Origin of the sequence: Salmonella sp. 32010601201800023SM (genome assembly GCF_017572235.1) — a bacterium.
GTDB lineage: Bacteria > Pseudomonadota > Gammaproteobacteria > Enterobacterales > Enterobacteriaceae > Salmonella > Salmonella enterica.
The window spans coordinates 92,801-106,200 of the sequence record NZ_JAGEQS010000003.1 but is presented as its reverse complement, the minus strand read 5'-3'; the positions used below and the strand labels follow the sequence as shown (position 1 = coordinate 106,200).

At 53.3% G+C, this 13,400-nt stretch carries 12 protein-coding genes; 8 read left to right on the top strand and 4 right to left on the bottom strand.

Annotated elements, in window-relative coordinates; genetic code table 11:
* Positions 1 to 395: 395 nt before the first annotated feature.
* The 4 genes from osmY (at position 396) to J4617_RS11290 (ending at position 3,270) form a co-directional block, all read left to right on the top strand.
* Entirely contained in the window at positions 396 to 1,013 is a 618-nt protein-coding gene (osmY, locus tag J4617_RS11305) for a molecular chaperone OsmY (protein WP_000178963.1), read from the top strand.
* A gap of 128 nt (positions 1,014 to 1,141) precedes the next feature.
* Positions 1,142 to 1,303 (top strand): DUF1328 family protein, encoded by a 162-nt coding sequence (locus J4617_RS11300; RefSeq protein WP_000490276.1) that lies wholly within the window; start codon positions 1,142 to 1,144, stop codon positions 1,301 to 1,303.
* 123 nt (positions 1,304 to 1,426) lie between these two features.
* A complete protein-coding gene (locus tag J4617_RS11295; protein WP_017465677.1) occupies positions 1,427 to 2,500 on the top strand; it encodes a patatin family protein in 1,074 nt (357 codons plus the stop codon).
* Positions 2,497 to 3,270 carry a metal-dependent hydrolase gene (locus tag J4617_RS11290; RefSeq protein WP_000119005.1) on the top strand — a complete coding sequence of 258 codons (774 nt, stop codon included), beginning with the start codon at positions 2,497 to 2,499 and terminating at the stop codon, positions 3,268 to 3,270. Before J4617_RS11295 ends, J4617_RS11290 begins: the two co-directional genes overlap by 4 nt.
* 32 nt (positions 3,271 to 3,302) lie before the next feature.
* Here the strand turns inward: J4617_RS11290 and J4617_RS11285 are convergent, their stop codons facing one another.
* Complete coding sequence (locus tag J4617_RS11285; RefSeq protein ID WP_001064940.1) at positions 3,303 to 4,166, bottom strand: YjjW family glycine radical enzyme activase; 864 nt, start codon at positions 4,164 to 4,166, stop codon at positions 3,303 to 3,305.
* Complete coding sequence (locus J4617_RS11280) at positions 4,138 to 5,688, bottom strand: YjjI family glycine radical enzyme (protein WP_017465676.1); 1,551 nt, start codon at positions 5,686 to 5,688, stop codon at positions 4,138 to 4,140. Before J4617_RS11280 ends, J4617_RS11285 begins: the two co-directional genes overlap by 29 nt.
* A gap of 259 nt (positions 5,689 to 5,947) precedes the next feature.
* Here J4617_RS11280 and deoC point away from each other — a divergent pair, with 259 nt between their 5' ends.
* The 4 genes from deoC (at position 5,948) to deoD (ending at position 10,377) form a co-directional block, all read left to right on the top strand.
* The gene (gene deoC / locus J4617_RS11275) at positions 5,948 to 6,727 is read left to right on the top strand and encodes a deoxyribose-phosphate aldolase (RefSeq protein ID WP_001519713.1); all 780 of its coding nucleotides are present in this window, start codon (positions 5,948 to 5,950) and stop codon (positions 6,725 to 6,727) included.
* A 123-nt stretch (positions 6,728 to 6,850) separates the two neighbouring features.
* Positions 6,851 to 8,173: a thymidine phosphorylase gene (gene deoA, locus J4617_RS11270; protein WP_000477838.1), complete on the top strand. Its 1,323-nt coding sequence runs from the start codon at positions 6,851 to 6,853 to the stop codon at positions 8,171 to 8,173.
* 51 nt (positions 8,174 to 8,224) lie between these two features.
* Positions 8,225 to 9,448, top strand: a complete 1,224-nt coding sequence (gene deoB, locus J4617_RS11265) for a phosphopentomutase (RefSeq protein ID WP_000816459.1) — start codon at positions 8,225 to 8,227, stop codon at positions 9,446 to 9,448.
* A 209-nt stretch (positions 9,449 to 9,657) separates the two neighbouring features.
* Positions 9,658 to 10,377, top strand: coding sequence for a purine-nucleoside phosphorylase (gene deoD / locus J4617_RS11260; protein ID WP_000224870.1), 720 nt, complete (start codon positions 9,658 to 9,660; stop codon positions 10,375 to 10,377).
* 37 nt (positions 10,378 to 10,414) lie between these two features.
* Here the strand turns inward: deoD and J4617_RS11255 are convergent, their stop codons facing one another.
* Both J4617_RS11255 and J4617_RS11250 read right to left on the bottom strand, forming a co-directional pair.
* On the bottom strand, positions 10,415 to 10,987 hold the full coding sequence (locus J4617_RS11255; RefSeq protein ID WP_000841604.1) for an outer membrane protein: 573 nt from the start codon (positions 10,985 to 10,987) through the stop codon (positions 10,415 to 10,417).
* Positions 10,984 to 13,392, bottom strand: coding sequence for a fimbrial biogenesis outer membrane usher protein (locus tag J4617_RS11250; RefSeq protein WP_017465675.1), 2,409 nt, complete (start codon positions 13,390 to 13,392; stop codon positions 10,984 to 10,986). Before J4617_RS11250 ends, J4617_RS11255 begins: the two co-directional genes overlap by 4 nt.
* Between the last annotated feature and the right edge of the window lie 8 nt (positions 13,393 to 13,400).

Sequence of the window (13,400 nt, the reverse complement as noted above, 5' to 3'; positions counted from 1 at the left end):
TCCGGGCGCGGCATCCGCCGCGCCTTCGTACTTTCCCTGCCTTTTTAACCGCTTACGGAATGTTCTTAAATCCCGCGTTTTTTCTCCGATCTGCCTGTTTTTTATACGCACCGACAAGCGATTTTAAAATTGTGATCTATATTTAACAAAGTGATGACATAAATGTCGGCTTTAATGCCTGTTCAATGCGTGAATATGAGAGCTTAAAGCTGAGATTTGTTTCAGTCACGATATTAATAACTGAAACGGAAGGGTGGCAGGCGACGCGTCGTTACAAATTCACGAATGTGATGCCAGTCATTGACTTCAGAAACCGGTGAGTTTCACCGCATTCAGCAATGCAACCTCGTGTTGCCTGAGCTCAAATTACGAGCAAACTATACAGGACAAAATCGATGACTATGACAAGACTGAAGATTTCTAAAACTCTGCTGGCCGTAATGTTGACCTCTGCTGTTGCGACAGGTTCTGCCTTTGCAGAAAACGCAACAACGGACAAGGCGCAAAGCGGAACCGAAACCGCAGGGCAAAAAGTCGATAGCTCTATGAATAAAGTCGGTAACTTCATGGATGACAGCGCCATCACTGCGAAAGTAAAAGCTGCGCTGGTAGACCATGACAATATTAAAAGCACCGATATTTCTGTCGAAACCAATCAGAAAGTCGTCACCCTGAGCGGCTTTGTAGAAAGCCAGGCGCAGGCTGAAGCCGCCGTGAAAGTGGCGAAAGGCGTAGAAGGCGTGACCTCCGTTAGCGACAAACTTCACGTTCGCGACAATAAAGAAGGTTCCGTGAAAGGTTATGCCGGCGATACGGCCACGACCAGTGAAGTCAAAGCCAAGTTGCTGGCGGACGATCTCGTCCCTTCCCGTAAAGTAAAAGTGGAAACGACCGATGGCGTCGTACAGCTCTCCGGTACTGTTGAAACTCAGGAACAAAGCGACCGCGCTGAAAGCATCGCGAAAGCCGTTGATGGCGTAAAAAGTGTTAAAAACGATCTGAAAGTTCAGTAATTCGTCGTAATTCGTCCTCCCGACGTTTGTCGGGAGGCGTAATGTGCACCACACTAAAAATATCGCGAATGAGTAGCCTGAGCGCTCATATTTAGCGGTCGACATTAACTATGGTAAAGGAGAGGCTTATGTTTCGTTGGGGCATTATATTTCTGGTTATCGCGTTAATTGCCGCCGCATTGGGTTTTGGTGGACTGGCTGGTACGGCTGCCGGCGCGGCGAAAATCGTCTTCGTCGTCGGGATCGTGCTCTTCCTGGTCAGCCTGTTCATGGGCCGTAAACGACCCTAGCAGGCATCTGTAAAGATATATTGCTATCAAGCCAGTCCAGCGGACTGGCTTTTACGGTTTTAGCCGTTAACGTTTTGCGTTACCTTGTCAGCCTGGAAAAAAATGAAAAACAGGAAGGCAGAGGTGGGCCAGCGAATACCGGTTACGCTCGGCAATATTGCGCCGTTATCATTAACACCGTTCCGGCCAGGCCGTATGGCGCTGGTCTGTGAGGGCGGGGGGCAGCGGGGCATCTTTACCGCAGGCGTGCTGGATGAGTTTATGCGTGCGCAGTTTAATCCTTTCCATCTCTACTTCGGCACATCAGCCGGTGCGCAAAATCTCTCGGCGTATCTCTGCAACCAGCCCGGCTACGGGCGTAAAGTCATTATGCGCTATACCACCAGGCGCGAATTTTTTGATCCGCTGCGATTTGTACGCGGAGGAAACCTTATTGACCTCGACTGGCTGGTGGAATCCACCGCCGCCCGAATGCCGCTGCAGATGGATACCGCAGCGCGCCTGTTCGACAGCGGAAAATCCTTTTATATGTGCGCCTGCCGGGGGGATGATTACACGCCGGGCTATTTCTCGCCGACAAAACAAAACTGGCTTGATATCATTCGCGCCTCCAGCGCCATACCGGGTTTCTACCGTACCGGCGTTACGTTAGAGGGCATCAACTATCTGGACGGTGGCATTAGCGACGCCATTCCGGTTCAGGAGGCGGCAAAGCGGGGGGCGAAAACCATTGTGGTGATCCGCACCGTACCCTCGCAAATGTATTACACGCCGCAGTGGTTTAAGCGTATGGAGCGCTGGCTGGGGGAGAGCAGTCTACAGCCGTTGGTCAACCTGGTGCAGCATCATGAAACGTCCTACAGCGCGATTCAACAATTTATTGAAAAGCCGCCGGGTAAGCTGCGGATCATTGAAATTTATCCGCCGAAACCGCTGCACAGCATGGCGCTGGGCAGCCGTATCCCGGCGCTGCGTGAGGATTACAAAACCGGGCAATTATGCGGGCGTTATTTCCTTGCCACCGTTGGTAAATTGCTCGCCGCAACGCCGCCTCTCTTGCGCCATACGTCGCGGATTGCCGTGCCGGAAACGGTGGTCGTGCCTCCGGCGCCGGTGGCCAATGATACGCATGTGACGGAGGTTATTAGCGCGCCGCAGGCAAACGACACCACATTTACCGACGAGGATCTGGCGTGAGCTGGCGCTTTATTGATACGCATTGCCATTTTGATTTCCCGCCCTTTACGGGCGATGAGCGCGCCAGTATTCAGCGTGCCTGTGAGGCGGGCGTTGAAAAAATCATCGTGCCGGCGACCGAGGCGGCTCACTTTCCCCGCGTGCTGGCGCTGGCGGCGCGTTTCCCGTCGCTTTATGCTGCGCTGGGATTACACCCCATTGTGATTGAGCGTCATGCCGATGACGATCCTGATAAGCTGCAACAAGCGCTGGCGCAACAACAGAACGTCGTGGCGGTAGGCGAGATCGGGCTCGATCTTTATCGCGACGATCCGCAGTTCGCCAGGCAAGAGCGATTTTTAGACGCGCAACTGCAACTGGCAAAACGCTACGATCTGCCGGTGATCCTGCACTCGCGGCGCACGCATGACAAACTGGCGATGCACTTAAAGCGCCAGGATCTGCCGCGAACCGGTGTGGTGCATGGTTTTGCCGGCAGTCTGCAGCAGGCCGAACGCTTTGTACGACTGGGCTATAAAATCGGCGTCGGCGGCACCATCACCTACCCGCGCGCCAGTAAAACCCGTGATGTTATGGCGCGGTTGCCGCTGGACGCGCTGTTGCTGGAGACCGATGCGCCGGATATGCCGCTAAAGGGGTTTCAGGGGCAGCCGAACCGCCCGGAGCAGGCGGCGCGCGTATTTGATGCGCTCTGCGAATTACGTCCGGAGCCCGCAGAGGTGATAGCCGATACGCTGTATCGCAATACCATTACCTTGTTTCGGCTCTGATGGCATCGCAGCCGCCGTCCGGCAGGCGACGCTTACAAATATAGCGCCGGCAAAATCAGCTTCGCCACCCCACGCGCGCGCAATCCGTCAGCCAGCCGTTCCACCTCTTGCGGCGTCGCGCCTGGCCAGGCCTTCGCTTCGCCATAGACGCCATGCGCATGAAAGGCATTCAAACGCACCGGAACCTCGCCCAGCGAAGTAATAAACGCCGCCAGTGAATCAATATGCGCCGCATAGTCCACCTGATTCGGGATAACCAGCAACCGCAGCTCCGCCAGTTTTCCCTGCGCAGCAAGAAAGCGGATACTGTGCTTAATATGCGTGTTATCACGTCCGGTCAGACGGTGATGACACTCGCTCTTCCAGGCTTTCAGATCGAGCATTACGCCGTCGCAAACCGGCAGTAGTTTCTGCCAGCCGGTCTCGCTTAACTGACCATTACTGTCCACCAGACAGGTCAGCCGTTGTAACTGCGGATCGGCTTTGATCGCCGTAAATAGCGCCACAATAAACGGTAATTGCGTGGTCGCCTCTCCGCCGCTGATGGTAATACCTTCAATAAACAGCGATGCTTTACGAATATGACGCAGCACATCGTCAACGCTCATGGTCTGCGCCATTGGCGTTGCCTGCTGTGGGCACATTTTCAGGCAGGTATCGCACTGCTCGCAGACGTCCGACCGCCATACCACTTTCCCGCCATCAACGCTGAGGGCGTGATGCGGACACTGCGATACGCATTCCCCGCAGTCGTTACAGCGTCCCATCGTCCACGGGTTATGGCAATTCTTGCAGCGCAAATTGCAGCCCTGTAAGAATAATGCCAGGCGGCTGCCTGGCCCATCGACGCAGGAAAACGCAATGATCTTACTGACTAAAGCGCATCTGTTGTTCATGGCTGACTACGCGTGGCTGTCGTTCCAGGATGCGGGTATTACGTGCGGCTTCTTCTCCCAGCCAGGTGGTATTCGTGCGCGAGCCTTTGGCGCGAAATTTCGCCAGATCCGACAGGCGCACCATATAACCGGTGACGCGCACCAGATCGTTGCCGCTGACATTGGCAGTAAATTCCCGCATCCCGGCTTTGAACGCGCCAAGACAAAGCTGAACCAGCGCCTGCGGATTACGCTTGATGGTTTCGTCCAGCGTCAGAATGTCGCTGATCCCGGCATGGTAAAAGGCATGGTGCGGCGCGACGGTTTGCAGATGGGTGATAGGGTCCGGTTCATCGCCATACGGCAAACGTGCGCCCGGCGTAGTGCCAATATCGGAACTGATGCCAGACTGGGCATGGAGCAGCGCCCGTTGCTTCCAGCCATACTTCACTGGCGTATTTTCGACGAAATCCGCCAGTTGGGCGCTAATACGGTAGCCCAGCTCGTTCGCCGTTTCATTCTTGCCGTAACGGGCGGTCAGGCCCGCGTTTTCGCACAGCAGGTTCACGGCTTCCGCCAGCCCGTACATACCGAACATCGGCGCAAAACGTTCGGGATCGATCAAACCTTCCTGTACAAGAAAGCTATTCTCAAAGAAATGTGACTTTTCATAGAGGAATTCACATCGTGAATTAATGATGGCGATCTGCTGTCGGCAGTAGTGCGGTAGCGTGCGTGAAAAGAAGTCATCGACAGACGTACTGCGTTCTGCCACGGCTTTCAGGTTGAGACGTACCAGCGTACTGCCGCCGCCGCCAAGCGGTAGCGAGTTATAACAACTGACGATGCCATAATGGCCTTTTGTGAAAATTTTATCATTTACAGGGCCGTTGGAAATGTGTGGCTTACTGCATTCGCAAATGTTTTTGGCGACCTCCAGCAGCAGATCGTCCGGCGTAATTTCCGCATCGTAGATAAACGTCAGGTTAGGCGCCACCTGCTTTAGCTCGGCATCGGCGCGCAAAATCGCTCGTGTGACAGGCGTATCGGCAGGGCCAATATTGGCATGCATAAAGGCGTCTGGCAGCGTTCTGTCGAGATAACGCCAGAAACGTTTTATTCGAATATCGATCGCATCTTGTGTTAGAATTCTAACATACGGTTGCAGCAACGCATCAAGCTGGCCGAGATAAACCGGCATGGACGTCACGGAAGGAACGTGATGATACAGAATGGTGAGTAGGGATAACGCATCATCCAGATCTTTCGCGCCTTCCAGTTCCAGCCACTGTGAACCGTTAGCCAGAAATCGGGCGTAATCGGGCAACACGTAGCGCGGTTTGAAGGGGGCGTGCCCCTCAAACATATCGCAAATGACACCTTCATCCAGCGCCTGGCGGGCATCTTCCGGCAGGGGGGGATAAGGCAGGGCGTTTTCAGCTTCCAGCGCCAGAAAATGGCGTTTTTGTTCAGGCGTGAGCACCGGGCTGGTCACAATTTGCTGGCAACGCTGCTGGAGCGCAGTTTCGCATGAGGCAGGCATCTTCGTTTCCTCTTTATGCCGGGACGATGCGCTATTGTAGAAAATGGCGGCAAACCGACTTTGATCCTGATGCGCTTATCGCTCGAAGAACAGGCGGTGACGGCGGGATAATTTGATTAAGATCTCATTACAGTAATGCAAATTTGTACGTAGTTTTCATTAACTGTGATGTATATCGAAGTGTAAACGCGAGTGAATGTTAGAATATTAACAGACTCGCAAGGTGAAATTTTATACGGCAATGCCGTTGGAGAATGTCATGACTGATTTAAAAGCAAGCAGCCTGCGTGCGCTCAAACTGATGGATCTGACCACTCTGAACGATGACGACACCAATGAAAAAGTGATCGCGTTGTGTCATCAGGCAAAAACTCCGGTCGGGAATACGGCGGCGATTTGTATTTACCCGCGTTTTATCCCGATTGCGCGTAAAACTCTGAAAGAACAAGGTACGCCGGACATCCGCATTGCAACGGTGACTAACTTCCCGCATGGCAATGATGACATCGATATTGCGCTGGCGGAAACCCGTGCGGCGATCGCCTACGGCGCTGACGAAGTGGACGTGGTATTCCCGTACCGCGCGTTGATCGCCGGTAACGAGCAGGTGGGTTTTGACCTGGTAAAAGCCTGTAAAGACGCTTGTGCCGCAGCGAACGTATTGCTGAAAGTGATCATCGAAACCGGCGAGCTGAAAGAAGAGGCGCTGATTCGTAAAGCCTCTGAAATCTCCATTAAAGCCGGTGCGGATTTCATCAAAACCTCTACCGGTAAAGTGCCGGTAAACGCTACGCCGGAAAGCGCGCGCATCATGATGGAAGTGATCCGCGACATGGGCGTTTCCAAAACCGTTGGCTTCAAACCGGCGGGCGGCGTACGTACGGCGGAAGACGCGCAGAAATTCCTCGCGATTGCAGACGAACTGTTTGGCGCTGACTGGGCAGATTCTCGTCACTACCGCTTTGGCGCATCCAGCCTGCTGGCAAGCCTGCTGAAAGCGCTGGGTCACGGCGACGGTAAGAGCGCCAGCAGCTACTAAGCTCTGATTTGCCGGATGGCGCTGCGCTTATCCGGCCTACAAATCCAGGCCTGTAGGCCGGATAAGGCGTTAGCCGCCATCCGGCGATGTAAGCCTTCTACTCTTTTCCCTCAGGAGGGTACCGTGTTTCTCGCACAAGAAATTATTCGTAAAAAGCGTGATGGTCATGCGTTGAGTGACGAAGAAATTCGTTTCTTTATTAATGGTATTCGTGACAATACTATCTCTGAAGGGCAGATTGCCGCCCTGGCGATGACCATCTTCTTCCACGATATGACCATGCCGGAGCGTGTTTCGCTGACCATGGCGATGCGGGATTCCGGTACTGTCCTTGACTGGAAAAGCCTGAATCTCAATGGCCCGATTGTCGATAAGCATTCGACCGGCGGCGTAGGGGACGTGACGTCTCTGATGTTGGGGCCAATGGTAGCGGCCTGCGGCGGTTATGTGCCGATGATCTCCGGTCGCGGCCTCGGACATACCGGCGGTACGCTCGACAAACTGGAAGCGATCCCGGGCTTCGATATCTTCCCGGACGACAACCGTTTCCGCGAAATTATTCAAGACGTGGGTGTGGCGATTATTGGGCAAACCAGCTCGCTTGCACCGGCGGACAAACGTTTTTACGCCACCCGCGATATTACCGCGACGGTGGACTCTATTCCGCTGATCACCGGCTCCATCCTCGCCAAGAAACTGGCCGAAGGGCTGGATGCGCTGGTAATGGACGTAAAAGTCGGCAGCGGCGCGTTTATGCCAACCTATGAACTTTCTGAAGCCCTTGCTGAAGCGATTGTCGGCGTGGCAAATGGCGCGGGAGTTCGCACTACGGCGTTGTTAACCGATATGAACCAGGTGCTGGCTTCAAGCGCCGGTAACGCGGTGGAAGTGCGTGAAGCCGTGCAGTTCCTGACCGGTGAATACCGCAATCCGCGCTTGTTTGACGTCACTATGGCGCTATGCGTGGAGATGCTGATCTCCGGCCAGCTGGCGAAAGACGACGCCGAAGCGCGTGCGAAATTACAGGCGGTGCTGGATAACGGTAAAGCGGCAGAAGTCTTTGGTCGTATGGTGGCCGCGCAGAAAGGGCCAAGCGATTTCGTTGAGAACTACGATAAATACTTGCCGACCGCCATGTTGAGCAAAGCGGTATATGCTGATACTGAAGGGTTTATCAGCGCAATGGATACGCGTGCGCTGGGGATGGCGGTCGTCTCGATGGGCGGCGGCCGTCGTCAGGCGTCTGACACCATTGATTACAGCGTTGGCTTTACCGACATGGCCCGTCTGGGCGACAGCATCGACGGGCAGCGCCCGCTGGCGGTGATTCATGCCAAAGACGAAGCCAGTTGGCAGGAAGCGGCGAAGGCCGTCAAAGCGGCAATTATCCTTGACGATAAAGCGCCAGCAAGCACACCTTCGGTCTATCGTCGAATTACTGAATAGTTGTATACTGATCTGATCAATTATTTTTGAAGCACTAAGTACGGAGAAGATATGAAACGTGCATTTATTATGGTGCTGGACTCATTCGGCATCGGCGCTACTGAAGACGCGGATCGTTTTGGCGACGTAGGTTCCGACACTCTGGGCCACATCGCAGAAGCTTGCGCCAATGGCGAAGCTGACAATGGCCGTAAGGGCCCGTTGAATCTGCCTAACCTGACTCGTCTGGGGCTGGTGAAAGCGCATGAAGGCTCTACCGGTAAAATTGCCGCCGGCATGGACGGCAACGCGGACGTTATTGGCGCATACGCATGGGCGCACGAACTGTCCTCCGGCAAAGATACGCCGTCAGGCCACTGGGAAATCGCCGGCGTGCCGGTGCTGTTCGACTGGGGCTATTTCAGCGATCACGAAAACAGCTTCCCGCAGGAACTGCTGGATAAGCTGGTGAAACGCGCCAACCTGCCGGGCTACCTCGGTAACTGCCACTCTTCCGGTACGGTCATTCTGGACCAGCTCGGCGAAGAGCACATGAAAACTGGCAAGCCGATTTTCTACACCTCCGCTGACTCCGTGTTCCAGATTGCCTGCCACGAAGAGACCTTTGGCCTGGATAAACTCTACGAGCTGTGCGAAATCGCCCGTGAAGAGCTGACCGAAGGCGGCTACAACATTGGCCGCGTGATCGCGCGTCCGTTTATCGGCGACAAGGCCGGTAACTTCCAGCGTACCGGCAACCGTCACGACCTGGCCGTAGAACCGCCAGCGCCGACTGTGCTGCAGAAACTGGTCGATGAAAAACAGGGCCACGTGGTGTCCGTCGGTAAGATTGCCGACATCTACGCCAACTGCGGCATCACTAAGAAAGTGAAAGCGACCGGTCTGGACGCGCTGTTCGACGCGACCCTCAAAGAGATGAAAGAAGCGGGCGATAAAACCATCGTCTTCACTAACTTCGTCGACTTCGACTCTTCCTGGGGCCACCGTCGCGACATCGCGGGCTACGCCGCAGGTCTGGAGCTGTTTGACCGCCGTCTGCCGGAGCTGATGGAGCTGGTGGGTGAAGATGACATTCTGATCCTGACCGCTGACCACGGCTGTGACCCGAGCTGGACCGGTACTGACCATACCCGTGAGCACATTCCGGTGCTGATCTACGGTCCGAAAGTCAAACCGGGCTCTTTAGGTCACCGTGAAACCTTCGCGGATATCGGCCAGACGCTGGCGACCTACTTTGGCACATCGCCGATGGACTACGGTAAAAACATGCTGTGATACCTGTTGTCTTTCGCGCTGTAGATGCGTTGACTTCATTCGCTCACCCCGGTCACATAGTTAATCTATGCTCCCGGGGATTCACGAATTCGTCGCCTTCCTACAACGCGAAATACTTAGGGTATTTCACTGTTTTGACACACGTTTTGTAGGCCTGATAAGGCGTAGCCGCCATCAGGCAATAACAACAAATTTAAAGGGAACTGAAGATGGCAACTCCACATATTAATGCAGAAATGGGTGATTTCGCTGACGTCGTATTGATGCCGGGCGACCCGCTGCGCGCGAAGCACATTGCTGAGACTTTCCTCGAAAATGTTCGCGAAGTGAACAACGTTCGCGGCATGTTAGGTTTCACCGGGACTTACAAAGGCCGTAAGATCTCCGTGATGGGCCACGGTATGGGTATCCCGTCCTGCTCCATCTACACCAAAGAGCTGATCACCGATTTCGGCGTGAAGAAAATCATTCGCGTCGGCTCCTGCGGCGCTGTGCGCATGGACGTCAAACTGCGCGACGTGGTGATCGGTATGGGTGCCTGCACCGACTCCAAAGTGAACCGTATCCGTTTTAAAGATCATGACTTCGCGGCTATCGCTGACTTCGACATGGTGCGTAACGCAGTTGATGCGGCAAAAGCGCTGGGCGTTGACGCGCGCGTAGGCAACCTGTTTTCCGCTGACCTGTTCTACTCTCCGGACGGCGAAATGTTCGACGTGATGGAAAAATACGGCGTACTGGGCGTAGAGATGGAAGCGGCGGGTATCTACGGCGTTGCGGCTGAATTTGGCGCGAAAGCGCTGACCATCTGCACCGTATCTGACCATATCCGTACCCACGAGCAGACCACTGCCGCTGAACGTCAGACGACCTTCAACGACATGATCAAAATCGCGCTGGAATCCGTACTGCTGGGCGATAAAGAGTAAGATTGTGAAGGGGGCCAGAGCAGGCCCCCTTCATCGTTTATTTCGTCAGCACTTCCCACTGTAAATTGCTTTCTAGCATGACCGTATCGGTAGCATGCGTAAATTGATTATCGTTCAAGACAGGTGTTAATGTCAGCGTGACGTTCATCATTTTCCCACTGACCTGCTGGTTATTATCCATCGCGATGATACCGTTGTTATTATGTAGCAACAGACTATCCAGGGCACTGTCATTGGGAGCAAAGCTCACTCTATCAAGGGTGCTGGCAATAGGATAACTTTTACCATCTACTATCATCTGACTAACACGTACGGCGAGACCACCGTTATTTCCAAAATAAAATCGTCCCTTTTCCCCCGCTGAGGCCTGCACAAAAAGAGCAATGTTCTGGCTTTCTGGGCAACTCACACTAACGTGAACCTCCTGTGAAGACATTTGATTCCAGCCTTGCTGAGAATTGACGATATCATCTTGCTTAAGCCAGCCAAAGCTGACGTTTGGCGAAGAAAACGTTATTTGGCAGTCATCGTCGGCCCGGGCTGATGGGGGGAGTAGTGCGGTGAAGATACAACATATAGCAATCCCCAACCATTTGCTGTTGGATTTCATTGACAGACTCCCTTTGCCGTTTCATAAAATGCCTCTTTATCCTGGGTTTTCTGCAGCGTGTAGTGGATGCGACACAGACGATTCATATCATCATCAGCGGCATATAACGCAGGATTATCCCCAACATCGGTGATAAATACGCGTCCGCTGTCGACAGCGCTGACCAAATAGTTATTTTTTTCATCTACAATGCTGGTGCCTTTAGGTAGCCATGAGCCATCCGGACGCTTTACTGCCAGCATCACACGGCGTGTATTCAGCACGTTGAAATCCAGTACCCGAAAAGCGCTGTGCGCGACGGTAATATTCTTAATACCGTTTGCCAGTTCCATACTCTTTGGTAGCGTATTCGCATTAACCTCTACGCGGGATTTCCGCCATTCAGTTAGCCCCGGAATGACGGCTTGCCCCCAGTGGTCAGTCCAGATTCGCCCCTGTGGCGTGGCGATTTCAATGCCGCTTTCTGGTTCACTCAGGCGTGCGATAGCAAAGGTATTTTTGATTGTATAAGGCGAGAACGTTATGCCATGTTCGTGTGCAGCGATGCCTCCGCTGAAGGTTGCGTTATAGTTGCGGTAATTATCGCCATCAGTGCCGCCGCCCACGCTGAGTTGAGTGTAATGAAGATTGCTATTGAGATTACCGTTGAAGCTATTTTGCTGGTTTTTTGCATCACGATCCGCAGAAATATAGTAATGGGTATCTTTACTCAGCGAACCATTATTTTGTAGCCCGTAGGTTGTTTTATCACCTTGATTACGCATATAAGCGCCGACGCGCTGCTCACCGAGTGGAATGCTGATGTTGATGTAAAACATATCATCATCATTACTGTCGTTATGATTCTCATCATCCTGATTAACAGCGTGCTGCCAGTTAGCGGTAATTGAGGCATATTTAAACGTTTTGCCCCAGGAAGCCATTATGCTGCGAGAGTCGTTGTCATTATCCGTAGCCTGATAAGTGTAATAACCCAGAGAGAAGGTACCTAACAGATTATGGTTCCAGGCAATATTAGCACTGGAGCTACTTTGATATTCGGAAGCATCTTTATTGAGCGCATCCGTTAACTCACGATATCCGTCGCTGTAGCGGGCGGTACTGACGTCAAGTCTAATTTCCCCGGGCAGCGCCATGCTGGCGCGTAGTTCACTTTTCGCACCCTGCAGAGATTCGCCAAAGGACGCTTTACTGCTCAGCATTGAGCCGGAAAACGTCCATTTGTTGGTTGGAAGCCATTGCAGCATCCCTCCTGCCGCTTGATAGTCTTGTGCCAGTACGCCAGACGCCTGCGCCAGCCAGTTTTCACTCAGTTTCCAACCATCGCTGATGTTATAGATCCAGGGGAGCGAATAGTCGCTGGTGGTATCACGTATGCGCCCTATGGACATTGTTAAGCCTGCGGGCGTGAGTTCGCGTAAATTAAAGGATACTGCCGGCACCGTGAAGGTTGTCGTTGAGCCATCGGTTTCAACGACGCTGACGTTAAGGTCGGTATTGCTGCGTATGATGGGGACATTTTCAAGGGTAAATGCCCCAGCGTTCACTGGTGCGGTATAAATAATCTGTCCGGACTGACGAACTTCAACGCGAGCCTGGTGGGTTCGGGCAATACCGTTAATGGTTACGCCTTGTGTATCCTGTGCCAGCCCTTGTTCAGGGATAAGCTGTACGCCGTTGATCGGCGCGCCACTGAATAGACTGGAGTTGACGTTGATCTGCCCAACTTGCGCACGCATTTTTTGTGCCTGAAATACGTGCTCCGCATAGGTATATAGACTATCGGTACGGTATTCTCCATCATTATTCGTCAGCATGTAGCGGCTGCGCAGCGTCCATTCCGCGAAGTTTAAGCCAGCTTCAAGGTTTGCCTGGGCATAGTTTCGGCTATCGCTACCGGATGACTCGCTGCGACTGGCGTACAGGTTATAGTTAAATAACCCGGCGGTGCCGCCTTTAATCACGTTGTTTAGCGATAGCAAGTTATTATCCAGAGCCTGTGCCGGAACAAAAAGCTCCAGCGATTCACTGTTTGGCAGTGGGGTAATAATCGCTGAGGGATAATCTTCTTGTAGGCTATGGCAGGTTTCTTTGGCGCTGATATTAAGCGGTACGAGCCCGCTGGCGCTGAGGAAATCGTCATCCACGCAAAGCTGGCCTTCTGTGTCGAAACGCGCGACCAACGACCCTCTATTTACGCCATTGATCTTTACCATGACGGTGTGGCTGCCTGGTAGAAAACGCGGCGCACGGGAAAAATATTGTGCCACGTTGGGGCTAATGCCTCTGGAGGTGAGAATACCCATGTCAAAATTCAGCTCCTCCGCCAGAGCCGAAAACGCCGTGGTCGCCAGTGAGCAATAAAGCGCAGTTTTGATGTATAGCGGCAGTTTTAAATACTTCACGTGCTAGC

Excerpts from the sequence above, each read along its gene's own strand:
- J4617_RS11280 (WP_017465676.1), bottom strand. The coding sequence starts at position 5,688 with ATGCCTGCCTCATGCGAAACTGCGCTCCAGCAGCGTTGCCAGCAAATT.
- deoD (WP_000224870.1), top strand. The coding sequence starts at position 9,658 with ATGGCAACTCCACATATTAATGCAGAAATGGGTGATTTCGCTGACGTC.
- deoC (WP_001519713.1), top strand. The coding sequence starts at position 5,948 with ATGACTGATTTAAAAGCAAGCAGCCTGCGTGCGCTCAAACTGATGGAT.
- deoB (WP_000816459.1), top strand. The coding sequence starts at position 8,225 with ATGAAACGTGCATTTATTATGGTGCTGGACTCATTCGGCATCGGCGCT.
- J4617_RS11300 (WP_000490276.1), top strand. The coding sequence starts at position 1,142 with ATGTTTCGTTGGGGCATTATATTTCTGGTTATCGCGTTAATTGCCGCC.
- J4617_RS11255 (WP_000841604.1), bottom strand. The coding sequence starts at position 10,987 with ATGAAATCCAACAGCAAATGGTTGGGGATTGCTATATGTTGTATCTTC.
- osmY (WP_000178963.1), top strand. The coding sequence starts at position 396 with ATGACTATGACAAGACTGAAGATTTCTAAAACTCTGCTGGCCGTAATG.
- J4617_RS11285 (WP_001064940.1), bottom strand. The coding sequence starts at position 4,166 with ATGAACAACAGATGCGCTTTAGTCAGTAAGATCATTGCGTTTTCCTGC.